Below are 23,650 nucleotides of genomic sequence, written 5' to 3'. Positions count from 1 at the left end.
CTACTCGGCGGGAGCGTGCGCTGGCGATACCTGGATCGCGCCGGCGACGACGCGGCGCAGCGCCACCGTCATCCGGCCGATCCGGCACGCGATCGGGCCGCGGCCCAGCACCGCGCGGTGCAGCACCTCGACATCGACGCCCTCGTCGAACCCGAGTTCGCGCAGGCGCCGCGCCTCGGGACCCGCCAGCCGCGCCCAGTCGATCGCGGCGACAATGCCGTGCTGGCGGCGGGGAAGCGTTTCGAGGCTGTATGGGCTATCCATGATGCGACTGATTATCAGTAACGGGAGGAAAGGGAAAGCCCCGAGTGCTCGCAACCGTGATAGACAATGCCGATCCCACCACCACCCCGGCGCAGGCCGGGGCCCAATTGGGGAACGGACGTGACGAAGGCCGGTCGTCCATCACGAGGACCTTTCCAATTGGGCCCCGGCCTCCGCCGGGGTGGTGGCTTGGTCCGAGTCCCCCTTCGTCCCTACCGTACCGGGTACCGCAACCGCCCGACGAACCGCGACAGGCTCGGCCGGTTGGCGGTCCGCGCGAGGAAGCCCGCCTTGGCCTTCTCGAACGCCATGATCCCGTCGATCCGCCGCGCCAGGAACGCACGCGTGTCCGCCTGCCCCTCGCTGTCGTCGTCGAGCAGCACGGTCATCGTCGCGCCGTAGACGCCGAACAGGATCGTGCGCTTGGTATAGTGGTTGTAATCGGTCGCGACGTCGCCCGCGGCGCGCCACATGCCGTCGACGGTGCGCCACCCGAGCTTCGCGCCGCGCGCGACGTTCTGCGGCAGCGCGAGGATCGCCAGGGCCCGGCGCAGCGATTCGCGGTACGGCGCGACCGCATCGATCCGTGCCTCGACCAGGGCGGCGATCCGCGCGCGGATCTTCATCGTCGCGAGCGTCTCCGGCGGCAGCGCCTGCGCCATCGCGGCGTCGATGCTCGCGAACCACGCGTCGATCATGTCCACCGCGCCGCCGGGAAAGGCGAGCGCCGCGACGTCGGGATCGATCCCGGCACCCTCGGCCGCCATGTCGCGCGCGGCGTCGCCCCAGCCGTCGAACGCCGCATTGGCGGCGATGCCGGGTGCGAGCCGGTCGCGAATCTCGTCGAGCGTCAGGTCTTCGGTCATGCTGTCTCCCGACCAGTCAGATGGGCACCATGGTGCAGTGCGCAACGGCCCCAAGTTATTCTTTCGCCCACAGGCGATGCGACCCGACCCTTAGCGTCCTATCTTGCCCCCGTCAGGCACTAAGGAGCCCCCATGCCGAACCTCTTCGATCCGATCCAACTGGGCGCGATTTCCGCGCCGAACCGCATCCTCATGGCACCGCTGACCCGCGGCCGCGCCGACAAGGCCGCGGTGCCGACCGACATGATGGTCGACTATTACACGCAGCGCGCCAGCGCCGGGCTGATCATCTCGGAAGCCACCGGGATCAGCCGCGAAGGTCTCGGCTGGCCGTTCGCGCCGGGCCTGTGGACCGACGAGCAGGTCGCCGCGTGGAAGCCCGTCACCGATTCGGTCCACGCCGCCGGCGGCCGGATCGTCGTCCAGCTGTGGCACATGGGCCGCCAGGTCCATTCGTCGGTGATCGGCGGCCAGCCGGTCTCGTCTTCGGCCACCGCGACCGCGGGCCAGGCGCATACCTATGAGGGCAAGCAGGACTTCGAGACCGCGCGTCCGCTCGAGACCGACGAGATCCCCCGCCTGCTCGCCGATTACGAGCTCGCCGCGAAGAACGCCAAGGCCGCCGGGTTCGACGGCGTCCAGGTCCACGGCGCGAACGGGTATCTGATCGACCAGTTCCTGCGCGACAATGCGAACTTCCGTGACGATCGCTATGGCGGCAGCATCGAGAACCGCATCCGGCTGATGCGCGAAGTGACCGAGCGCGTTGCGAGCGTCATCGGCGCCGACCGCACCTCGATCCGCCTGTCGCCCAACGGCGATTCGCAGGGCGTGAACGACAGCAACCCCATCCCGCTGTTCACCGCGGCGGCCAAGGCGCTGTCCGAGATCGGCATCGGCTTCCTCGAACTGCGCGAGCCCGGCCCCGACGGTACCTTCGGCAAGACCGACGTGCCCAAGATCAGCCCCCAGATCCGCGAGGTCTTCTCGGGCCCGCTGGTGCTCAACTCGGACTATCGCACCGTCGACGAGGCGCAGGCCGCGATCGATTCGGGCGTGGCGGACGCGATCGCGTTCGGCCGTACCTTCCTCGCCAACCCCGACCTGCCCGAGCGCCTGCGCACCGGCGCACCGCTCAACCAGGACGACATGAAGACCTGGTACAGCCAGGGGCCCGAGGGCTATATCGACTACCCGGCGCTGCAGACCGCGGACGCCTGAGCCTCACCCCGTCGTGCCGGACCAGGTCCGGCATGACGGGGTACGCCGCGGCCTGCGCCGTAGCGGTCGAAGGCGGCAGCGGGTACAGCACCGGCGAACGCGTCGATATGGCGTGGCTGCAGGAAGGACCATGATGAAGATCAGCGCGCGCAACCAGATTTCCGGCACCATCGTCGGCATCACCCCCGGCGCGGTCAACGGGTCGATCAAGGTCGATATCGGTAACGGCACGATCGTCACCGCGAACATCACCGAGGAAGCGATCGCGGACCTTGGGCTTGCCGAGGGCGAGACGGTCACCGTGATCATCAAGGCCAGCGACGTGATGATCGGGAAGTAACGTGAAGCTCGGGCCGCTCTGGCTGAAGCTGCAGGTCGCCTGTGGCGACGCGCCGGCGATCGGCCCGGGCAAGGCGGATCTGCTCGAGGCGATCATCGTCCACGAATCGATCACCGGCGCTGGGCAGGCGCTCGGCATGAGCTATCGCCGGGCGTGGATGCTGGTCGACGAGATGAACCGCTGCTTCGATCCGCCGCTGGTCGAGACGCTCCGCGGCGGCGGCCGCGAGCGCGGAGCGCGGATCACCCCGGCGGGCACCGAAGTGCTCGCCGCCTATCGCGAAATGGAACAGCACGCCGCCGTGATCGCCGATCAGCCGGCCTATGCGCGGCTCCTCTCCCACCTGCGCCCAGAGCCGCTGCCACCCGCCTGAACGCGCGATTTCGACGCAGGTAGGATTTGTCGGCTCGCTCTATATACGAACGAACATAGCCTCGATATACGCCCGGACATAATGAGCGGGGACACCCCGCGCGAAGGGGTCCATCGATGTCCATGCGTCTTGCCGTCCTGCTGTGTGCCGCTGCCATGCCCGTCGCCGCCGTGCCGGCGTTCGCGGAGACGCCGGCACCCGATGTCGCCGTGAACGATCCTGCCGCGACCGACGCGAGCGACGGCCTGCCCGAGGTCATCGTCACCGCGCGGCGCAGGGCCGAGGACGCGCAGACGGTGCCGGCCGCCTTGTCGGTGGTGGGCGGCGCGCTGATCGACCAGAGCTTCACGGTCAACACGCAAGGGCTGACGACGCTGATCCCCAGCCTCAACTACAGTTCCGCCAATCCGCGCAACACCGCCTTCACCATCCGCGGCCTGGGGTCGAGCGTGGTCGCGGTCAGCCAGGCGAATGACGGGCTGGAGCCGGGCGTCGGCTTCTATGTCGACCAGGTCTATCACGCACGGCCGGCGACCGCCGCGTTCGACTTCGCCGACATCGAACAGGTCGAGGAACTGCGCGGACCGCAGGGCACGCTGTTCGGCAAGAACACCACCGCCGGTGCGCTGAACGTCACCACGCGCGCACCGACCTTCACGCGCGAAGGCTTTGCCGAGATCTCCTATGGCGAGCGCAACTTCGTGCAGGCGAAGGGCTGGGCCTCGGGCCCGATCACCGACAGCATCGCCTATCGCATCTCGGGCGTGTCGACGCGCCGCGACGGCGTCATCGACAATATCCGCACCGGCCGCGACACCAACACGCTGGGCACGCAGGCGGTCCGCGGCCAGTTGCTGTTCAAGCCCGACGACACGATCCAGATGCGCGTCATCGCCGATTTCACCAACTTCCAGGCCTATTGCTGCGGGCAGGTCTATCTGCGCACCGGCACCTCGCTGCGCGCCGCCAACCGCCAGTTCGGGGGCCCGACCGGCCTTGCCGCGCAGTTCGGCTACACCCCCGCCAGCACCAATCCGTACGACCGCGTCACCGACATCGACGGGCCGCTCGGCGTCGATACCAACGAAGGCGGCGTCAGCGCGATCACCGACTGGAATCTCGGCTTCGCGACGCTGACCTCGGTCAGCGCGTGGCGGTTCTGGAACTGGGATGCGGAGAACGACCGCGACTATACGGGTATCCCGGTCCAGCTCTCGCAGCACATTCCCTCGCGCCAGGACCAGTACAGCCAGGAGCTGCGCCTCGCCTCGAACGGCACCGGCCCGCTCTCCTATGTCGCGGGCCTGTACGGGTTCCGGCAGAAGCTCGTCGGGCGTCCGATCAGCATCTACGGCCCGGCCGCCGCGCGCTATCTGATCGGCACGACGACGGGTGCCGCCAACACCCCGGTGCCGTCGAACCTGCTCGACGGCTACGGACAGGATGGCCGCACCGATTTCCGCAGCCTCAGCTACGCCGCGTTCGGCGAGGTCAACTGGCGGATCGTACCGCGCCTCACCGCCACGCTGGGCTTGCGCTACACGCAGGAGGACAAGGACGGCTATTACACCACCACCGTCTCCGGCGGCCCCGCGACGACCAACGCCGCGCTCGTCGCCGCGCGCCTCGGCGTGCTGCGTCCGCAAAGCTACGAGGCGCACGACAGCGACGGCAGCCTGTCGGGGCGCGGCAACATCGCATGGCAGGCGACCGACAGCATGATGGCCTATGCGAGCTATGCGCGTGGCTTCAAGTCGGGCGGGATCAACATGTCCGGCCTGCCGCTCGACAACGCCAACCGGCCGGTGCTGGCGACCGCAGTGGTGCGGCCGGAACGCAACGAGACCTATGAAGCCGGGATCAAGACATCGCTGTTCGACCGCCGCCTGATCTTCAACATCGACGGTTTCTACACCAAGGTCCACGACTTCCAGGCGACGGTGGTCGAAAACTCGCTGACGCAGACGGTGCAGCTACGCGGCTACCTGTCGAACATTCCCGAGGTGACGGTGAAGGGGATAGAGGCGGACGTCACCGCGATCCTGCTGCCCGGCCTCAGCGCCCGGACCAGCGTCGCCTATTCGGACGGGACCTACAGCGACTATCCCGCCGGTCCCTGTCCGCTGGAGGTGCAGACCGCAGCGACGACGCAGTGTAGCCTCACCGGTCGCCGGCTCGCCTCGCTGCCGCGCTTCGCGCTGACCGCCGGGCTGGATTATACGCGGCCGGTCGGGACGGGTGCGGTGTTCGCGCATGTCGATACCGCATCGCGCAGCGGCTATAACGGCGATCCGAGCCTGTCGCGCTTCACCTATATCCGCGGGTACACCCTCACCAACGCGAATATCGGCTATCGCTTCGCCGATGGCCTCGAACTGATCATGTGGGCGCGCAACCTGTTCGACGCCGACTATATCCAGAACCTGACGATCCAGGCGGGCAATTCGGGCCTGATCCTCGGCGCACCGAGCGATCCGCGCACGATCGGGGGTACGGTCCGCTTCCGGATCTGATCTTTGTGCGAGTGCCGGGCGGCGGCGCGCGACCGGCGCGCGCCTCCGCAGCCGGCGACCGCCCCGTGCCTATTTCGCGAACCGTTCCCGGAGCGCCAGCATCGCGAGCGCCGCCTGCGCCGCGCCGCCGCCCTTGTCGCCTTCGCTCGGCCGGGCGCGGGTGAGCGCCTGCGCCTCGTTCTCGGTGGTCAGGATGCCGTTGCCGATGCACAGCCCGTCCATCGTCAGCGCCATGATGCCGCGTGCGCTTTCGCCCGCGACGATCTCGAAATGATAGGTCTCGCCGCGGATCACGACGCCCAGCGCGACGAACGCGTCATACGCCTCGCTTTCCGCCGCCAGCGCGATCGCGCCCGGGACTTCGAGCGCGCCGGGGACGGTGATCGTCTCGTGGGTATGCCCCGCAGCCTCGATCGCGGCCTTCGCGCCTTCGACCAGCAGGTCGTTCAGATGGTCGTAGAAGCGCGCTTCGACGATCAGGAGATGCGCCATCAGAGGTCCTCGATTCGACGCTCGCCGACGATCGACAGGCCGTAGCCGTCGAGCGCGACAAGCGTGTGATGCGTGTTGGTGAGCAGGATCATGTCGTGGACGCCGAGTTCGGTCAGGATCATCGCGCCGACGCCGTAGTCGCGCAGCTCGTCCATGTCCGGGGTCGTCTCGCCCGCCTTGTGGCGGATCGCGGCGGCAACGCCGTCGGGGCGCGGCTTGTTGATGACGACGATCACGCCCGAACCCTCGGCGGCGATCTGAGTCATCGAGCGCGCAAGCAGCTGGCCGCGGTCGCCGGTCTCGCCGAACAGGTCGGCGAAGGGCGACATCGCGTGCATCCGCACCAGGGTCGGCTTGGCGGGGTCGACCTTGCCCTTGACCAGCGCGACCTGCTCGGTGCCGGTCGCCTTGTTCCAGAAGGTGTAGGCGGTCCAGTCGCCGCCCCACTGGCTGGTGAACTTGGCCTCCGCGCGGCGCTCGACGAGATGGTCGTGGCGGCGACGGTAGGCGATCAGGTCGCGGATCGTGCCGACCTTGATGTTGTGGAACTGCGCGAACGGCAGCAGATCGTCCATCCGCGCCATCGTGCCGTCGTCGTTCATGATCTCGCAGATCACGCCCGACGGGTTGAGCCCGGCGAGCCGCGCGACGTCGACCGCTGCCTCGGTATGCCCGGTGCGCACCAGCACGCCGCCGTCGCGCGCGACCAGCGGGAAGACGTGGCCCGGCGACACGATCTCCGACGCGGCGTTGTTGGCGTCGATCGCGACCGCGATCGTGCGGGCGCGGTCGGCGGCGGAGATGCCCGTGGTCACCCCGGTGCGCGCCTCGATCGAGGTCGTGAACGCGGTCTCGTAGACCGTGCCGTTGTTGCGGCTCATCAGGTCGAGCCCGAGTTCCTCGACGCGCGCCTTGGTCAGCGCGAGGCAGATCAGCCCGCGGCCGTATTTGGCCATGAAGTTGATCGCGTCCGGGGTCGCCATCTGCGCGGGGATGACCAGGTCGCCCTCGTTCTCGCGGTCCTCGTCGTCGACCAGGATGAACATCCGGCCGTTGCGCGCCTCGTCGATGATCTCTTCGGGCGACGACAGGAACGCATGTTTGAGACGCGCGAGTTCAGCCGGCTTTTGCACGATAATGCTCCATGCGTTGCAGATAGCGGGCGAGCACGTCGATCTCGATGTTGACCGATCGCCCGGCCGCCAACGCGCCGAGTGTCGTCGCGCCCTGCGTGTGCGGAATGATGTTGACCGCGAAATGGGTGACGTCGCCGTGATCCGCAACCGAATTGACCGTCAGCGACACGCCGTCGACCGTGATCGATCCTTTTGGCGCGAGGAACGGCGCGATGGCGGCGGGTACCGCGAAGCCGATCCGCAGCGAATCGCCGTCGGGCTCGACGCCGAGCACCTCGGCGACGCCGTCGACATGCCCCGTGACGATGTGGCCACCGAGTTCCTCGCCGAGCTTCATCGCGCGCTCGAGGTTGAGTGGGCGGCCCTTGGTCCACTGGTCGGTCGCAGTGCGGCTGATCGTCTCGCCCGACACGTCGACCGCGAACCAGTTGGGGCCCCCCTCTCGCTGGCCCTTGTCCACCACCGTGAGGCAGACGCCCGAACAGGCGATCGACGCGCCCAGGTCGACGGTGGTCGTGTCGTACGCGGTCTCCACGACGATGCGCGTGTCGCCACGCGTCTCGACGCTGGCGATGGTTCCGATGTCGCTGACGATTCCGGTGAACATTTAGTCGCTCCTCGCGCGCTCGTAGACTTCGAGACGATCACTGCCAAGTTGCCGCGCGTCGATCGCCGTCCAACGCCCGTGCGCGGCGGAAAGATCGATCCCGATCGCACCGATCGCGGGCAGGCCGCCGCCGATCAGGATCGGCGCGCGGTAGAGCAGCAGCCGGTCGACCAGGTCCGCGGCGAGGAACGCCGCCGCGGTCTGTGCGCCGCCCTCGACGAGGATGTGGTCGACGCCGTCGAGCGTGGCGATCTCGGCGGGGCGCGCAATCACGGTCCAGCCTTCACCTTCCGCTTCGGACCGCCGCCCCGCCCCGTCACCCGGCCCGTCACCCTCCCCCTCTCCGTCACCCCAGCGAAGGCTGGGGTCTTTCTGTTGGGGAGAGCGACCCTGTCCCTCGGCGAGACCCCAGCCTTCGCTGGGGTGACGGAGTGCGGAGGCTAGGGGAGAGGCAGAGGGCGCCAAGCTGCCAGACAGCATCACCCGCCGCGGCGCACGCGACTCCAGCCCGGCCAGCCGCACGTCGAGCCGCGGCGCATCCGCCACATAGGTCCCGCGCCCGATCAGGATCGCCTCGTGCCGGCTCCGTTCGAGATGCGCATGCGCGCGCGCCTGCGGCCCGGTGATCCACCGGCTCGTGCCGTCGGCCATCGCGATGCACCCGTCGAGCGAGGTGGCGAGCTTCAGCGTCACCTGCGGCCGGCCGAACCGGCGTCGCGCGAGGAACCCCGCCATCGACCGTCGCGCCGCGTCCGCGCGCATGCCGGTCTCGACCGCGATCCCCGCCGTCTCGAGCCGCGCGAACCCCGCGCCCGCGGTCCGCGGATCGGGATCGCGCAGTGCCGCAACGACTCGGGTAACCCCCGCCGCGACCAGCAGGTCCGAGCAGGCCGGCCCGCGCGCCGACAGATGCGCACACGGCTCCAGCGTCACATACGCCGTCGCCCCGCGCGCCGCGTCGCCCGCTTCGGCCAGCGCCATCGCCTCGGCATGCGGTCGCCCGCCTGCCTGCGTCCAGCCGCGCCCGACGACGCGGCCGTCCGCCACGATCACGCACCCGACATTGGGATTGGGCGCGGTCGCCCCGCGCGTCCGCTCGGCCAGCGCCAGCGCGACGCCGATCCAGGCCGCATCGCTCCGGGCGTCGCTCAGAGCCCCATCGCCGTCATCTTGTCGTCCATCCGCTTGAACACCGCGCGGGTCTCCTCCTCGCGCTTCTTCTGCTCGGCGAGCGCCTTAGCCTTAATCGGCGCATCGATCTTCTGCTGCGCGATGATCTGGGCATCGGTGCGATCCGACGGCCATTGCTCGACATAGATGATCTTGGGCCGATAGACCGGCTCGGCGTAGGAATCCTTGGCGAACGCATAGACCAGGAAGCTGGTCACGCAGAGCGCGGCGATCAGGAACCACAGTTCGTGCGGCTGCCGGTTGGCGAGGAAGAACCGCAGGTCCCGATAGGCCGCGAGCGGCGAAAAACGACTGAAGAATCCCATGCCGTGCAAGATAGGCGCGCGGGGCGGCACAGGCCAGCCCCGCGCACCAAAACCCAGTTCCGGCTCAGTCCTGGCTGAGCACGAACCGCAACGTCATCGTCCGCCATGCCTCGACCGGAACGCCGTCGCGCGTGCCCGCCGTGAACCGCCACTTGCCGAGCGCGCGGTCCATCGTCGCGCGGTAGAACGCGTCGTTGGTCGCGCTGACCCGCTCGACCTGCTTCACGCGGCCATCGGTGCCGATCAGCACGCGGACGACGACCCGGCCCTCGCGTTGGGCGCGGCGCTCGCCGGCGGGATAGACGGGCTGGAAGTCGGCGGCGTAGCGCGAGTCGATCCCCGGCTGCACCATCACCGGCGCCAGCTTCGGCGGATCGGCGGGCGGTGCCACCGGCCCGCTGCCCGTCCCGGCCGAGCCGTCGATCGTCGGCGGCACATAGGGCATCGGATCGACCGTGACGCCGCGGCTCGCCGTGGGAACCGGGACAAGCGGAGTGGGCGCGCGTAGCCGCGGCGCGGGGCTCGGCTCGGCCTTGGTCTGCGGTTCGGGGGGCGGCGGCTTGGGCAGATCGACCTGGTAGGTGACGAGCGGCGGGTCCTTGGGGAAGATCGTCGGCACGATCCCCGGCGCGGCATAGAACAGCGCGCCGATCACCAGTCCGTTGACGCCCATCGCCACCGCGAAGCTTGCCGGGCTGAACCGCCCGGTCCGTCTCTCTGCGTACATGCTCGCTCTCCTTCGCGTCTCCTCGAGGATGGCGGCGTAACGGTGATGCCGCCGGGGAGGAGGCTACGCCGATGGCGGGCGCAAGCAAGCGGGATTTTCGGCAGAGATTGGAGGGGGTTGGCAGCCACCAATTCTCCCCCGCCAGGGGGAGGTGGCACGCGTAGCGTGACGGAGGGGCGGACACGGAAGAGGCGTGGTCGTCGCCCGCCCCCTCCGTCGCCTTCGGCGCCACCTCCCCCTGGCGGGGGAGGATCGAAACTGGCCTATGGCTAGCGCGCCAGCAACCGCGCGATCGCCCGATCGCGCCCGATCAACGGCAACAGCGCCGTCATCTCCGGCCCGTGGTCCAACCCGGTCAACGCGCGCCGCAACGGCAGGAACAGCGCCTTGCCCTTCCGCCCCGTCGCTTCCTTCAACCGTCCGGTCATCGCGTGCCAGGGATCCCCCGCCCAATCGATCTCGCCCGCGACCGCTGCCGCCTGGTCGAGATACGCTGCGTCCAGCTCCGCATCCACCGGCACCGGCCCCTCGATCACCCGCCACCAGTCCGCGGCCTCTGCCAGCACGCTCAGATTCGGCCGCACCGCATCCCATTCCGCCTCACCCATCCCCGCTGGCAGGCGGTCGGCGACGGTCGCGAAATCGAGCCCGTGCACGATCCGCGCGTTCAACTGCGCCAGCTCCGCCTCGTCGAACCGCGCCGGCGCGCGGCCAAACCGCGCAAAGTCGAACCCCGCGATCAGCGGCGCGGCGTCGGCGATCGGCTCGACCGGATCGCTCGTCCCGATCCGCGCGAGCAGCGCGCGCACCGCCTGCGGCTCGATCCCGACCTCGCGGAAATGATCAACGCCCAGCGACCCAAGCCGCTTCGACAATTTGCCCTCCGCACCGGTCAGCAGCGCCTCGTGCGCGAAGCGCGGCGGCGTCACCCCCAGCGCGTCGAACATCTGCAGCTGCAGCGCGGTGTTCGAGACATGATCCTCGCCGCGCACGACATGGGTCACCCCCATCTCGGCATCGTCGATCGCCGACGGCAGCATGTACAGCCACGACCCGTCGGCGCGCCGCACCACCGGATCGCTCATCGTCCGCGCCTCGAAATGCTGGCTTCCGCGGATCAGGTCGTCCCATCCGATCGGCGCGTCGTGATCGAGCTTGAATCGCCAATGCGGCGCGACCCCCTCCGCCGCCAGCCGCGCATGGTCGGCATCGGTCAGCGCCAGCGCCGCGCGGTCGTAGAGCGGCGGCAGCCCGCGCCCCGCCTGGATCTTGCGCTTGAGGTCGAGCTCCTGCGCGGTCTCGTACGCGCGGTACACGCGGCCCTTCGCGACGAGCTCGGCGAACCGCGCCTCGTACAGCGCGCCGCGCGCCGACTGCCGCGCCTCGCCGTCGGGCGTCATCCCCAGCCAGTCGAGATCGGCGCGGATCGCATCGACGAACCGCTCCTCGCTGCGTTCCGCATCGGTATCGTCGATCCGCAGCACAAAGCGCCCGCCGTTCGCGCGCGCGAACATCCAGTTGTGCAGCGCGGTGCGGATGTTGCCGACATGGAGCCGGCCAGTGGGCGACGGCGCGAAACGGGTGAGGATGGTCATGCCCCGCGCTGTAAGTGGCCGACGCCGCAGCCGCAAACCTCTTCCACCTGCCGGGCGCGCGGCCTAAGAGCACCGCGTTAGCGGGGAGCGCACCAATGAAACTGATGACCGGCAACTCCAACCTGCCCCTGGCGCAGGAGATCGCCGCCTATCTCGAAACCCCGCTGACCGATGTCAGCGTGCGGCGCTTCGCCGACGAGGAGGTATTCGTCGAGATCAACGAGAACGTCCGCGGCGAGGACGTCTTCGTGATCCAGTCGACGGGCTTTCCCGCCAACGACAACCTCATGGAATTGCTGATCATGATCGATGCGCTGCGCCGCGCATCGGCCAGGCGAATCACCGCGGTGATCCCGTATATGGGCTATGCCCGGCAGGACCGGAAACCGGGGCCGCGCACGCCGATCTCGGCCAAGCTCGTCGCCAACCTGATCACCGTCGCCGGCGCCAACCGCGTGCTGTCGGTCGATCTCCACGCCGGGCAGATCCAGGGCTTCTTCGATATCCCGACCGACAATCTCTACGCCGCGCCGGTGATGTCCGCGGACATCCATGCGCGGTTCAAGGGGCGCAACCTGATGGTCGTGTCGCCCGACGTCGGCGGCGTGGTCCGCGCGCGCCAGCTCGCCAAGCGACTCGACAACGCCCCGCTCGCGATCGTCGACAAGCGCCGCGAGCGCGCCGGCGAATCGGAAGTGATGAACATCATCGGCGAGGTCGAGGGCCGATTCTGCATCCTGATCGACGACATCGTCGATTCGGCGGGCACGCTGTGCAACGCCGCCGCCGCGCTGAAGGAAGCGGGCGCCGAGGACGTCGTCGCCTATGTCACGCACGGCGTGCTGTCGGGCGGCGCGGTCGCGCGCGTCGAGGGGTCGGAACTGCGCGAGCTGGTCATCACCGATTCGATCGGCAACCACGACGTGATCAAGGGCGCCGGTGGCAAGATCCGCCACCTCCAGATCGCCCCGCTGCTGGGCGAGGCGATCAAGCGGATCGCGGACGAGACGAGCGTGTCGAGCCTCTTCGACTGACGCGGGCTCTGCCGTCGTCCTTTACTCTTCCGGCGTTTACTCCCCCATTTCTTACCCCCCGTCTCTTACCCCCCGTCATGCTGAACTTGGTTCAGCATCCATCCCTCCACATGCGCCAGCGCCTGGGGAAAGATGGACCCTGAAACGAGTTCAGGGTGACGGAGCGGGAGATAGGGTCGCGCGCCTCGTCATGCTTCCGTCATCCCGGGCTCGTCCCGGGATCCAGGGTTACACGGCGCGACGTTTGGGGCTCTGGATCCCGGGACGAGCCCGGGATGACGAGGAAACGACCGCCGCCGCCCCCCGTTCACCCTGAGCGAGGTCGAAGGGCATGCCCCAGGCGCAAGTGCTTCGACCTCGCGCGGCACGAACGGGGGTAGGCCGACCGCCGCCGGCAAAGCCGTCGGCCGGGTTCGCCCGGAGGCGCCCCGCCGTCCGATCGTGGCGCTGTCGCTGCGCCTCAGCGCTGCGACAGCGCCACGATATGCTCGAACACCGCGGGATGCAGCGGTTTTGCGAACGCGCAGCCATATTTGAACTTGTCGCGCCAGGCGACCACCGCCTCGAGTGCGGCGAGCCCCGGCAGCGTCAGCCATACGACCGTGCCCGGCCAGAGGGTAAAGCTCGTCTCGGCGCGGAAGCCCGACAGCGACAGGTCGGTCACCTCGATCTCGAACCGGGTCTGGCCGCGATCGCGCAGGTGCGCGCGCATCTTGACCGACTTCCGCAGCGCCTGGCGCAGCTCCTCGCCGGCCGAGTCGTCGACGGGTGGGACGGACGGATCGATCGCGGGCTGTATCATGACTCGGACCTTCTCCGAAAAAGGTTACTTTTCCGCAAACGCACGCGGCGCGCGAATACGTCCGCTCGCCCGGCGTTTCAGCTCCGCCTTGAGATCCTCGGGCCTGGGCGCCACCAGGAAGCCGAAGCTGACATTGCCCTCTTTCGTCTCGACGACATGGTGCAGCCGGTGCGCCTGGACGATGCGCTTCATATAGGCCGACTTGGGCAGGTAGCGCGTCGGGATGCGCTGGTGCACGATCACGTCGTGGAACCCGAAATAGATCGCGCCGTACGCGGCGATCCCTGCACCAATCCAGATGAACCCCGGCCACCAGCCGAGCTGCGCGCCACCGAGCAGCAGCACGATCGACGGCACCGCGAAGATCGCCGCATACAGGTCGTTCAGCTCCCAATTGCCGTGCCGTGCGCGGTGGTGGCTCTCGTGCAGGAACCAGCCGAACCCGTGCATGACCCAGCGATGCGCGGCGTAGGCGAACGCTTCCATGCCGACGACCGTCGCGAGGAAGAGGAGAAGGCCGAACCAGATCGTCATGCCCCCGCATATAGGGGCGACGCACGCCGCGGCAAAGCGTGTGTGGGGAATAGCGAGCGGCGATGGCCCGAACGCCCTATTGCAAACGCGAACCAGTCGCAAAAGCCTAAGGGGTGGATTCCGCGGGCCGCCTGTGCTTTACGCGCCCCAATTCCCGAATTTCAATGCGTGGAGCCTCCCGATGAACATCCATGAATATCAGGCCAAGGAATTGCTGGCCAAGTTCGGCGTCCCCGTGCCTGCCGGCTTTGCCGCGCTGAGCGTCGAGGAGGCCGTCGAGGCTTCGAAGAAGCTCCCCGGACCGCTCTATGTCGTCAAGGCGCAGATCCACGCCGGCGGCCGCGGCAAGGGCAAGTTCGTCGAGCTGGGCCCCGACGCCAAGGGCGGCGTCCGCCTCGCCAAGACCGAGGACGAGGTTCGCGCGGCCGCGACGGACATGCTCGGCAACACGCTGGTGACGATCCAGACCGGCGACGCGGGCAAGCAGGTCAACCGCCTGTACGTCACCGACGGCGTCGACATCGCCAAGGAGTTCTACCTGGCACTCCTCGTCAACCGCGCCACCGGCCGCGTGTCGATGGTCGCCTCGACCGAGGGCGGCATGGACATCGAGACCGTCGCGCACGACACGCCCGAGAAGATCCACAGCATCGACATTGACCAGGCGACCGGCTTCCAGCCGCATCACGGCCGCGCCGTCGCTGCCGCGCTCGAGCTGACCGGCGACCTCGCCAAGCAGGCCGCGAACACCGCGTCGAAGCTCTATGACGCGTTCATGGGCACCGACGCCGAGCAGATCGAGATCAACCCGCTCGCGGTGACCGAAGACGGCAAGCTGATGGTGCTCGACGCGAAGGTCGCGTTCGACGGCAACGCGCTGTTCCGCCACAAGGACCTGCTCGAGCTGCGCGACGAGACCGAGGAGGATCCCGCCGAGCTCGAGGCGTCGAAGTACGACCTGGCCTATATCAAGCTCGACGGCGACATCGGCTGCATGGTCAACGGCGCCGGCCTCGCGATGGCGACGATGGACATCATCAAGCTCAACGGCATGTTCCCGGCGAACTTCCTCGACGTCGGCGGCGGCGCGAGCAAAGAGAAGGTGACGGCTGCGTTCAAGATCATCCTCGCGGATCCCAACGTGAAGGGCATCCTGGTCAACATCTTCGGCGGCATCATGAAGTGCGACATCATCGCCGACGGCATCGTCGCCGCGGCGAAGGAAGTGAACCTCTCGGTTCCCTTGGTTGTCCGCCTCGAGGGCACCAACGTCGAGAAGGGCAAGGAAATCCTCGCCAACTCGGGCCTCGCGATCGTTCCCGCGAACGACCTGGGCGATGCGGCGAAGAAGATCGTCGCAGAGGTGCAGAAGGTCGCGGCGTAATCGCTGCCCATCGCGCATACTGATTTTGCGAAAAACGGGGCTCGGACGGAAACGTCCGGGCCCTTTTTCGTTGAGGGTGCAGCTGGTCCGATCAGCCGCCCCCCGTGTCGCACCGATGACGCTACGGCAGGGCGATGTTTCCATACCGCACTTGCGAAAACGGCGCAAAACCGCCATCTGTGGCGCCAACGCCAATCGGCGAAACGACTAATTCACCTTGGAAGGAATCCTGATGAAGGTGCTGGTGCCGGTCAAGCGCGTGCTTGACTACAACGTGAAGCCCCGCGTGAAGGCGGACGGAACGGGCGTCGATCTGGCGAACGTCAAGATGAGCATGAACCCGTTCGACGAGATCGCGGTCGAAGAGGCGATCCGCCTGAAAGACAAGGGCGTGACCGAGATCGTCGTCGTCTCGATCGGCGAGCAGAAAGCCCAAGAAACGCTGCGCACCGCGCTCGCGATGGGCGCCGACCGCGCGATCCTGGTGGTCAGCGAGACCAAGGTCGAGCCGCTGGGCGTCGCCAAGATCCTCGCCAAGATCGTCGAGGAGGAGAAGCCCGACCTCGTCATCCTCGGCAAGCAGGCGATCGACGACGACAACAACCAGACCGGCCAGATGCTCGCCGGGCTGCTCGGCTGGGGCCAGGGCACGTTCGCGTCCAAGGTCGAGATCGCCGACGGATCGGTCAACGTGACGCGCGAAGTCGATGGCGGTGCCGAGACCGACACGCTGAAGCTGCCTGCGATCATCACCACCGATCTTCGCCTCAACGAGCCGCGCTACGCCTCGCTGCCCAACATCATGAAGGCGAAGTCGAAGCCGATGGCGAACAAGACGCCCGCCGATTTCGGCGTCGATGTGTCGCCGCGCCTGACCACGCTCAAGGTCGTCGAGCCCGCCAAGCGCTCGGCCGGGATCAAGGTCGCCGATGTCGACGAACTCGTCGGTAAACTGAAGGCAATGGGAGTCGCCAAGTGAAGACGCTCGTCTGGGTCGAACATGACGGTACCGCCGTCAAGGATGCCACGCTGTCCGCGGTGACCGCCGCGAGCAAGCTCGGCGAAGTCCATCTCCTCGTCGCTGGCCAGGGCCTCGACGCGGTTGCCGCTGCGGCGGCGAAGATCGCCGGCGTCGGCAAGGTCCATGTCGCCGACGACGCCGCGTTCGCGCATGCGCTCGCCGAGAACGTCGCACCGCTGATCGTGTCGCTGATGGCGGATCACGACGCGTTCGTCGCACCGTCGACCACCAACGGCAAGAACATCGCGCCGCGCGTCGCCGCCCTGCTCGACGTCATGCAGATCAGCGACATCCTGTCGGTCGAGAGCGAAGACACGTTCACGCGCCCGATCTATGCCGGCAACGCGATCGCCACCGTGCAGTCGTCGGATGCCAAGAAAGTGATCACCGTTCGCGGCACCGCGTTCGACAAGGCCGCGGCCGAGGGTGGCAGCGGCGCGATCGAGGCAGTCGCCTCGACCGGAGACACGGGTCTGTCGACCTTCGCCGGGTCGGAGATCGCGGCGAACACGCGCCCCGAACTGACATCCGCGAAGATCATCGTCTCGGGCGGCCGTGCGCTGGCCTCGAGCGACCAGTTCCATGCGCTGATCGATCCGCTCGCGGACAAGCTCGGCGCCGGCGTCGGTGCGAGCCGCGCTGCGGTCGACGCGGGCTATGCGCCGAACGACTATCAGGTCGGCCAGACCGGCAAGATCGTCGCGCCGGAAGTCTATGTCGCGGTCGGCATCTCGGGTGCGATCCAGCATCTGGCCGGGATGAAGGATTCCAAGACGATCATCGCGATCAACAAGGACGAGGACGCCCCGATCTTCCAGGTCGCGGACATCGGGCTGGTCGGGGATCTGTTCAAGATCCTGCCGGAACTGACCGAGAAGCTGTAGGCGAAGCCGATGCGCGGGGCAAAGCCCCCGCGCAGAGGCAAGCCCGGCCGGCGGCGCTCCAGCGCCGTCCGACGACGCGGGATTTACTCCCGCGTTGCGCCACAAGAAGAAGGGCGGCCCGACCTACGTCGCGCCGCCCTTCTTTGTTATAAACCACTCCGTCACCCCGGACCTGTTCCGGGGTCCACCGCGCCGCGGATCAAACGCCATTGGATACGCAGCGCCGTGGATGCCGGACCAAGTCCGGCATGACGAAGGCGTCCCTTACGCCGTCACCGCCTCGGCCTTCGGATTGATCTTCCCCGTCGCCATCGCGGTCAGCTTGTCGTCGGTCGCATATTCCTCGTCGAGCGTTTCCTGCAGGATTGCCGCGATTTCCGGCCGCCCCAGCTGGTTCGCCCAGGCGATCAGCGTGCCGTAGCGGGCGATCTCGTAATGCTCGACCGCCTGCGCCGACGCGATCAGCCCGGCGTCGAGCACCGCCTTGTCCTCGATCTCGCCGGCGACCTCGTTGGCCTCCTTGATGATCCCGTCGATCGCGGGGCAGGTCACGGCCTTAGGCTTCTCGCCGAGCAGCTCGAAGATCCGCTCCAGCCGCACGATCTGCCCCTCGGTCTCGCGCAGGTGCGTCTCGAAGCCCGTCTTCAGCGACGGCGAGGTCGCCTTGTCGGCCATCTTCGGCAGCGCCTTGGTGATCTGGTTCTCGGCATAATACACGTCCTGCAGCTGGTGCAGGAACAGGTCGTCGAATGTCGCGATGTCCTTGGAAAACAAGCCCATGATGACGTCCTTGATTGAAGAGGCGGAGCCCATCGCTCCGGCCCCACCAACGCGCTATCGGACCCGAAGTTGCCGCGCCTCGTCGGCTAGCCGCTTGTCCAGTTTCGCCCCTGCCGCCGCGGCATAGGCGGCGCAGCCACGGCGATCGACCAGCGGCGTCGTACCGGCGAGCCGCGCATAAAGATCGCTCGCGCCGGGATGCGGCGTGACGAGGATGTCGCACGGCAGCGCTGCGACCTTGGCAAGCGTCGTGCGGAACGTCGCGACATAGGCGGGGTGATCGGTGAACCGATACCCATCCGCCGAGATCGCGCTGAGGCTGTCGGCATAGACCATCGCCCGGCATACGCCCGCATCGCACGATCGCCACGTCCACGACGTCCCGCCCGGCGAATGCCCCGGCGTCGTGTGCGCGGTCAGCCGCACCGGGCCCAGCGTCACCATTTCGCCGTCGCGCACCAGCCGGCCCACGCGCACCCCGGCAAAGGGTGGCAGCCCACCCCTTTGCGGATCGTCCACCGCCGGTGCGCCGCTCTCCAGCACCCCGCGCGCGGCAGCCGTCGCGACCATCGTCGCGCCCGTGAGCCGCTGCATGCCGCGCAGTCCGTCGGCATGGTCGACATGCTCGTGGCTCGACAGCAGCAGCTTCACGTCGCGCAGGCGAAACCCCAGCCGCGTGATGTTGCGCGCGATCGGCGGCACCGCCTCCGCGGTCGCCGCATCGATCAGCACATGCCCCCTGGGCCCGGTCACCAGTAGAGCGACGATCCCGCACGTCCCCACGTCATAGACGTTGGCGAAGATTCGCACCGGCGGTGCCGGATCGCTCCAGCCGTCCTTGCCGCGGCACTGGCGTTCGTGTTCGGGGAAGCTCGCGGGGCGCGGGGCTGCCGGCTCCTTGGCGGCGGTCGCGTGCGTCGCGAGCAGGCAAGCCGCCAGACCAGCCGCGCGTAGGAAGCGTGCCACATCGATCTCCAACTACCGTCATCCCGGGCTCGTCCCGGGATCCAGGGTAACAGGCGACACCGTTCGCGGCTCTGGATCCCGGGTCAAGCCCGGGATGACGGTGGTAGGGGCGGGAAGACGCTGGGGCGCTTGCCCTCCCCGCCCCGCAAACCCAGATACTGGCGATGTACGGCGTCCAGACTCCCCGCGACCGGATCGCCTCGGCGACGGCGTCGATCCTGCTCTGCGCGCTGCTGGGCTATGCGCTGATCCTCGGCCTCGGCGTCACCATGCCCGCCGTCGCGCCCGAGGCGCTCAAGCTCTTCGCGGTCGGTCCGAAGCCGCCCCCGCCGCCGCCCGAGCGCGTCGTCCCGCGTCCCGCCAAGAGCCACCGGCCCGAGGGCGCCGCGTCGCCCGCCAACCTGAAGGCCAAGGCGACCGAAGTCGTCGCGCCCAAGCCGATCGTGCCGCCGATCGTCCCGCCGCCCGTCGTCGTCGCGCTCAAGGCCGGCCCCGGTGCCGAGGCCACGACCGGTGCAGCGCCCGTCCCCGGTCCCGGCACGGGCGCCGGCGGGATTGGTACCGGTACGGGCAGCGGTCGCTATGGTGACGGCGACGGCGATGGCGGCGAGGAGACCCCGCCGCGCCTGCTGCAAAGTCGCTTCAGCCGCGGCGATTATCGCGAGGCGGAGGCGCTGGTCGGCGAGAACAACGTCGTCGGCCGGCTGGGCGTGCGCTATACCGTGGGGCTCGACGGTCGCGTCACCCAGTGCCGCGTGACCCGCTCGAGCGGCAAGCCCGCGCTCGACGGCATCACCTGCCGCCTGATCGAGAAACGCTATCGCTACCGCCCGTCGCTCGACGCCGCGGGACGTCCCGTCGTCTCGACGGTGTTCCACAACCAGACCTGGTTCGAGATCGAGGACGACGGTCGCGACGATGAGGACGACCAGTAGGTCCCCCCCGTCATGCCGGACTTGGTCCGGCATCCATCCGTCCGCGCACCCCTCGGCCTTAGAATATGCGGACCGATGGACCCCGGACCAAGTCCGGGGTGACGGAACGCTTGGGACTATCGGCAGCGCTCTCCGCCCCCCCCGCCTTAGCCCCAGGTTATGCGCCGCATGCCAGAAACCCCTGTCCTACACGCTTAATGCTGTGTCACCTTCGCCACCATGACGAACACCGGTCCCGCACTAGCCTCCCGCCCGCGAAACCTCGTGCGTGCGTGCGACGTTCGTGACCTTTCGCGAGCCTTGCCCTTATGATCACCGCGCTTCTCCTCCTCGCCGCATCCCCCACAGTCGCCACACCCGCTATCGTCGCGCGCGTCGACCGCATTCTCACGCGCACCCCGGTGATCGACGGCCATAACGACCTGCCCTGGGAGATTCGCGAGCATGGCGACGCAAAGCCCGAGGCCGTGCCGCTGGCGCAGGGCACGGCCGCGCTGCCCTATCCGATGCAGACCGACATCCCGCGGCTGCGCAAGGGCCGGGTCGGCGCACAGTTCTGGTCGGTCTGGATCCCCGCCGACACCACCGGTCCGGACGCGGTCGAGACGACGCTCGAGGAGATCGACATCGTCCGCCGGATGGTCGCCGCCAATCCGAAGACGTTCGAGCTCGCGACCACCGCCGACGACATCCGCCGCATCGAGAAAGCGGGCAGGATCGCCTCGCTGATCGGGGTCGAGGGGGGGCACCAGATCGACGGCCGGCTGTCGGTGCTGCGCGAATATCGCGCGCTCGGCGTGTCCTATATGACGCTGACGCACGGCAAGAGCCTCGCCTGGGCGGATTCGTCCACCGATGCCCCGCGCGCCAATGGGCTCACAGCCTTCGGTCGCCAGGTCGTCACCGAGATGAACCGGATCGGCATGATCGTCGATCTCGCGCACGTCTCCGACGCGACGATGCGCGCCGCGCTCGCCGTGAGCAAGGCACCGGTGATCGCGTCGCACTCCAGCGCGCGTGCACTTGCCGACGCGCCGCGCAACATCCCCGACGACCTGCTCGCCGCGATCGGCGCCAATGGCGGCGTGGTGATGGTCAATTGCTACCCCGCCTTCCTGTCGACCGAATGGCGCGCCTGGGACCAGGCCCGGTCCGCCCATGCGAAGTCCGTCGGCGTCCCCGGCAACGCGTACGGCAGCAAGGCGGCGGGACCGCTGATCGCCTGGGACGCCGCGCATCCCGAACCGCGCGTCACCGCCGCGACCGTCGCCGATCATGTCGACCATATCGCCAGGGTCGCGGGCCACGACCATGTCGGCCTCGGCGGCGACTATGACGGCATCCAGGGCACCGGGCCCGCGGACATGAAAGGCGTGGACAGCTATCCCGTGCTGTTCGCCGAGCTGGCGCGCCGCGGGTGGAGCGATGCCGACCTGGAAAAGCTGGCGGGCGGCAACATCCTGCGCGTCATGAAACGGGTCGAGGCGGTCGCTAACAGCATGGCCGGGACAGCCGTGAACGACGCGACCGACATCGCCTCGCGCTAGAACCCGGCGAGGAAGCTCAGGACATTGTGGCCGAGCGCGTTGACCGCATAGCCGCCTTCCATGACGATCACGGTCGGCCAGCCGCGCGCCGCGATGTCGCTGGCCAGCACCGCATAGTCCGGCGTGGTCAGCGCGAACTGCGAGATCGGGTCGCCCTCCCAGGTGTCCGCGCCGAAGCTGACGACCAGCAGCCCGGGGTCGAACGCCGCGATTCGCTCCAGGGCCTGCGCCTGCGCCGCGCGGAACGCATCGCGGGTGGTGCCGTGCGGGAGGGGCAGGTTGAGCGTGGTCCCCAGCCCCGGGCCCTCCCCCGTCTCGTCGGCATGCCCCCAGTAGAAGGGGTAGTCGCGCTTGGGATCGGCATGGACCGACGCATAGAACACGTCGCCGCGCGCGTAGAAAATGTCCTGCGTGCCGTTGCCGTGGTGATAGTCGATGTCGAGGATCGCGACCCGCTCGACGCCCGCATCGCGCGCCGCCTGCGCCGCAATCGCCGCGACGTTCAGGTGGCAATAGCCGCCACAGTAATCCGCGCCGGCATGATGGCCCGGCGGCCGGCACAGCGCGAATGCCGCACGCTCGCCGTCCAGCACCGCCTGCGTCGCCGCCAGCGCCGACTGCGCGCTCGCATAGGCCGAGCGCCAGGTGTCCGCGGTGATCGGCGTGGTCGCGTCGAACGCATGCGCGCCCAGCAGCGCATCGACCCGGTCGAGCCGCAACGGCCGCCGCCCGCGAATCGGGAAGGCGTAGGGGATCGCATCTCCCGACCGCCCGGCCTCCTGCCACAGTCGCGGCGCGTCCTTGAGGAAGGCAATGTACGCGGCATCGTGGACCGCGAGGATCGGCGCCTCGCCGCGATCGGCCGGGGTCTCGGTGGGGCCCACCGCCTTCAGGATCGCGTCGAGCCGCGCGGGCGTCTCGGCATAGGCGGCAAACGCGCCGTTATGCAGCTCGCGCGCCGGCGCATGCGTCCGCTGCGCGTCGTCGTAGAATATCCGCATCATGTCCTTCGCCCCGTCCACCAGAGTACCGCAAACCCCGAAACCGCCGCGAGGACCGACCCCGCCAGCACGCCGAGCTTGACCGCGTCGAGCCGCGCCGGGTCCCCGGTAAAGGCCAGGCCGCCGATGAACAGGCTCATCGTGAACCCGATCCCCGCGAGCAGGGCCACGCCCCAGATCTGCGTCCAGCTCGCGCCCGCCGGCCGCGGCGCGAACCCGGTCCGGTCGGCGATCCAGATCGCGCCGAGGATGCCGGCCTGCTTGCCGACGAACAGCCCCGCGCCGACCCCCAGCACCAGGGGATCCGCGAGCGTCGCCCAGCCGATCCCGCTGAGCGCCACCCCGGCATTGGCGAACGCGAACAGCGGCAGGATCGCGAACGCGACCCAGGGCTGCACCGCATGCTCGATCCGCCTGGCCGGGGCCGCCGGGATGGTAAGCGCCGCGACGACGCCCGCGATCGTCGCGTGCACGCCCGACATCAGCACCAGCACCCACAGCAGCGCGAACCCCGCCAGATACGGCCAGACGCGCCGCTCGCCATGCCGGTCGAGCGCGACCAAAGCGGCGACCACACCCGCCGCCGCCGCCAGCGCCTCCAGATCGATCGCCTCGGTATAGCCGACCGCGATGATCGCCACCGCGCCCATGTCGTCGGCGATCGCCACCGCGGTCAGGAACACCTTGAGCGACGCGGGCGCCCTACTGCCCAGCAGCGCCAGCACCCCGATCGCGAACGCGATGTCGGTCGCTGCGGGGATCGCCCAGCCGCGCGAGAGGCCCGTCCCGGCGATCGCTAGATACACCAGCGCCGGCACCGCCATCCCGGCGGCGGCCGCGACGAACGGCAACCGCCGCCGCGCCGCCGTCGCCAGCTGTCCCGCGACCAGTTCGTACTTGATCTCCAGCCCGACGAGCAGGAAGAACAGCGCCATCAGCGCATCGTCGATCCACGCATGCACCGACAACGGTCCGGCCGGCGCGTGCAGCAGCGCCGCATAGGCCGGCGCCAGCGGCGAATTGGCGACCCAGATCGCACAGGCCGCCGCGGCGATCAGCACGATCCCGCCGGCAGCCGGGTTGGCGAGCCACGCTCGCGCCGAGGATCGGGAGGTGCCGGCCATGGATCCCC

General features: G+C 68.7%; 25 protein-coding genes. 10 read left to right on the top strand and 15 right to left on the bottom strand.

Annotated features, from left to right (window positions below):
* Together FSB78_RS16075 and FSB78_RS16070 are read right to left on the bottom strand one after the other, a co-directional pair.
* Positions 1-264 (bottom strand): FeoA family protein, encoded by a 264-nt coding sequence (locus tag FSB78_RS16075; protein ID WP_147083566.1) that lies wholly within the window; start codon positions 262-264, stop codon positions 1-3.
* A 212-nt stretch (positions 265-476) separates the two neighbouring features.
* Complete coding sequence (locus FSB78_RS16070) at positions 477-1,130, bottom strand: COQ9 family protein (RefSeq protein WP_147083565.1); 654 nt, start codon at positions 1,128-1,130, stop codon at positions 477-479.
* Between the two features lie 132 nt (positions 1,131-1,262).
* Between FSB78_RS16070 and FSB78_RS16065 the strand changes: the two genes are divergently transcribed.
* The 4 genes from FSB78_RS16065 (at position 1,263) to FSB78_RS16050 (ending at position 5,577) form a co-directional block, all read left to right on the top strand.
* Entirely contained in the window at positions 1,263-2,351 is a 1,089-nt protein-coding gene (locus tag FSB78_RS16065; protein WP_147083564.1) for an alkene reductase, read from the top strand.
* Between the two features lie 133 nt (positions 2,352-2,484).
* The gene (locus FSB78_RS16060; RefSeq protein WP_147084266.1) at positions 2,485-2,691 is read left to right on the top strand and encodes a TOBE domain-containing protein; all 207 of its coding nucleotides are present in this window, start codon (positions 2,485-2,487) and stop codon (positions 2,689-2,691) included.
* 1 nt (position 2,692) lies between these two features.
* Positions 2,693-3,064, top strand: coding sequence for a winged helix-turn-helix domain-containing protein (locus FSB78_RS16055; RefSeq protein ID WP_147083563.1), 372 nt, complete (start codon positions 2,693-2,695; stop codon positions 3,062-3,064).
* Positions 3,065-3,180: 116 nt separating this feature from the next.
* On the top strand, positions 3,181-5,577 hold the full coding sequence (locus tag FSB78_RS16050) for a TonB-dependent receptor (protein ID WP_147083562.1): 2,397 nt from the start codon (positions 3,181-3,183) through the stop codon (positions 5,575-5,577).
* 69 nt (positions 5,578-5,646) lie between these two features.
* Here FSB78_RS16050 and ribH read toward each other — a convergent pair whose 3' ends face one another.
* From ribH to gltX, 7 genes are all read right to left on the bottom strand, one after another.
* Positions 5,647-6,069 carry a 6,7-dimethyl-8-ribityllumazine synthase gene (gene ribH / locus FSB78_RS16045; RefSeq protein WP_147083561.1) on the bottom strand — a complete coding sequence of 141 codons (423 nt, stop codon included), beginning with the start codon at positions 6,067-6,069 and terminating at the stop codon, positions 5,647-5,649.
* Positions 6,069-7,202 carry a 3,4-dihydroxy-2-butanone-4-phosphate synthase gene (ribB, locus tag FSB78_RS16040; RefSeq protein WP_147083560.1) on the bottom strand — a complete coding sequence of 378 codons (1,134 nt, stop codon included), beginning with the start codon at positions 7,200-7,202 and terminating at the stop codon, positions 6,069-6,071. Before ribB ends, ribH begins: the two co-directional genes overlap by 1 nt.
* Positions 7,186-7,812 (bottom strand): riboflavin synthase, encoded by a 627-nt coding sequence (locus FSB78_RS16035; RefSeq protein WP_147083559.1) that lies wholly within the window; start codon positions 7,810-7,812, stop codon positions 7,186-7,188. The genes ribB and FSB78_RS16035 overlap by 17 nt, the downstream gene beginning before the upstream one ends.
* A complete protein-coding gene (gene ribD, locus FSB78_RS16030; RefSeq protein ID WP_147083558.1) occupies positions 7,813-8,934 on the bottom strand; it encodes a bifunctional diaminohydroxyphosphoribosylaminopyrimidine deaminase/5-amino-6-(5-phosphoribosylamino)uracil reductase RibD in 1,122 nt (373 codons plus the stop codon).
* A gap of 26 nt (positions 8,935-8,960) precedes the next feature.
* Positions 8,961-9,308 (bottom strand): hypothetical protein, encoded by a 348-nt coding sequence (locus FSB78_RS16025; protein WP_147083557.1) that lies wholly within the window; start codon positions 9,306-9,308, stop codon positions 8,961-8,963.
* 64 nt (positions 9,309-9,372) lie between these two features.
* A complete protein-coding gene (locus FSB78_RS16020; protein WP_147083556.1) occupies positions 9,373-10,035 on the bottom strand; it encodes an energy transducer TonB in 663 nt (220 codons plus the stop codon).
* A 269-nt stretch (positions 10,036-10,304) separates the two neighbouring features.
* Positions 10,305-11,630 (bottom strand): glutamate--tRNA ligase, encoded by a 1,326-nt coding sequence (gene gltX, locus FSB78_RS16015; protein ID WP_147083555.1) that lies wholly within the window; start codon positions 11,628-11,630, stop codon positions 10,305-10,307.
* Between the two features lie 95 nt (positions 11,631-11,725).
* Between gltX and FSB78_RS16010 the strand changes: the two genes are divergently transcribed.
* Positions 11,726-12,664, top strand: coding sequence for a ribose-phosphate pyrophosphokinase (locus FSB78_RS16010; RefSeq protein WP_147083554.1), 939 nt, complete (start codon positions 11,726-11,728; stop codon positions 12,662-12,664).
* A 460-nt stretch (positions 12,665-13,124) separates the two neighbouring features.
* On the opposite strand, the gene FSB78_RS16005 is transcribed toward FSB78_RS16010, so the two are convergent.
* Positions 13,125-13,466: a PilZ domain-containing protein gene (locus tag FSB78_RS16005; RefSeq protein WP_147083553.1), complete on the bottom strand. Its 342-nt coding sequence runs from the start codon at positions 13,464-13,466 to the stop codon at positions 13,125-13,127.
* A gap of 24 nt (positions 13,467-13,490) precedes the next feature.
* Entirely contained in the window at positions 13,491-14,000 is a 510-nt protein-coding gene (locus FSB78_RS16000) for a sterol desaturase family protein (protein WP_147083552.1), read from the bottom strand.
* A gap of 181 nt (positions 14,001-14,181) precedes the next feature.
* Here FSB78_RS16000 and sucC point away from each other — a divergent pair, with 181 nt between their 5' ends.
* From sucC to FSB78_RS15985, 3 genes are all read left to right on the top strand, one after another.
* Entirely contained in the window at positions 14,182-15,384 is a 1,203-nt protein-coding gene (sucC, locus tag FSB78_RS15995) for an ADP-forming succinate--CoA ligase subunit beta (protein WP_147083551.1), read from the top strand.
* A 232-nt stretch (positions 15,385-15,616) separates the two neighbouring features.
* The gene (locus tag FSB78_RS15990; protein WP_147083550.1) at positions 15,617-16,363 is read left to right on the top strand and encodes an electron transfer flavoprotein subunit beta/FixA family protein; all 747 of its coding nucleotides are present in this window, start codon (positions 15,617-15,619) and stop codon (positions 16,361-16,363) included.
* Positions 16,360-17,289: an electron transfer flavoprotein subunit alpha/FixB family protein gene (locus FSB78_RS15985; RefSeq protein WP_147083549.1), complete on the top strand. Its 930-nt coding sequence runs from the start codon at positions 16,360-16,362 to the stop codon at positions 17,287-17,289. Before FSB78_RS15990 ends, FSB78_RS15985 begins: the two co-directional genes overlap by 4 nt.
* Positions 17,290-17,553: 264 nt before the next feature.
* Here the strand turns inward: FSB78_RS15985 and FSB78_RS15980 are convergent, their stop codons facing one another.
* Both FSB78_RS15980 and bla read right to left on the bottom strand, forming a co-directional pair.
* Complete coding sequence (locus tag FSB78_RS15980) at positions 17,554-18,069, bottom strand: YciE/YciF ferroxidase family protein (protein ID WP_147083548.1); 516 nt, start codon at positions 18,067-18,069, stop codon at positions 17,554-17,556.
* 54 nt (positions 18,070-18,123) lie between these two features.
* A complete protein-coding gene (gene bla / locus FSB78_RS15975; protein ID WP_147083547.1) occupies positions 18,124-19,035 on the bottom strand; it encodes a subclass B3 metallo-beta-lactamase in 912 nt (303 codons plus the stop codon).
* A gap of 164 nt (positions 19,036-19,199) precedes the next feature.
* Between bla and FSB78_RS15970 the strand changes: the two genes are divergently transcribed.
* Both FSB78_RS15970 and FSB78_RS15965 read left to right on the top strand, forming a co-directional pair.
* Complete coding sequence (locus FSB78_RS15970; RefSeq protein WP_147083546.1) at positions 19,200-19,970, top strand: energy transducer TonB; 771 nt, start codon at positions 19,200-19,202, stop codon at positions 19,968-19,970.
* A 308-nt stretch (positions 19,971-20,278) separates the two neighbouring features.
* Positions 20,279-21,517 (top strand): dipeptidase, encoded by a 1,239-nt coding sequence (locus FSB78_RS15965; protein WP_147083545.1) that lies wholly within the window; start codon positions 20,279-20,281, stop codon positions 21,515-21,517.
* Here the strand turns inward: FSB78_RS15965 and FSB78_RS15960 are convergent.
* Complete coding sequence (locus tag FSB78_RS15960; RefSeq protein ID WP_147084265.1) at positions 21,514-22,518, bottom strand: histone deacetylase family protein; 1,005 nt, start codon at positions 22,516-22,518, stop codon at positions 21,514-21,516. The genes FSB78_RS15965 and FSB78_RS15960 overlap by 4 nt on opposite strands.
* Complete coding sequence (gene nhaA / locus FSB78_RS15955) at positions 22,518-23,642, bottom strand: Na+/H+ antiporter NhaA (protein WP_147083544.1); 1,125 nt, start codon at positions 23,640-23,642, stop codon at positions 22,518-22,520. The genes FSB78_RS15960 and nhaA overlap by 1 nt, the downstream gene beginning before the upstream one ends.
* Between the last annotated feature and the right edge of the window lie 8 nt (positions 23,643-23,650).

This window comes from Sphingomonas ginsenosidivorax (genome assembly GCF_007995065.1).
Lineage (GTDB): Bacteria > Pseudomonadota > Alphaproteobacteria > Sphingomonadales > Sphingomonadaceae > Sphingomonas > Sphingomonas ginsenosidivorax.
This window is presented reverse-complemented; position numbering and strand designations above follow the sequence as displayed.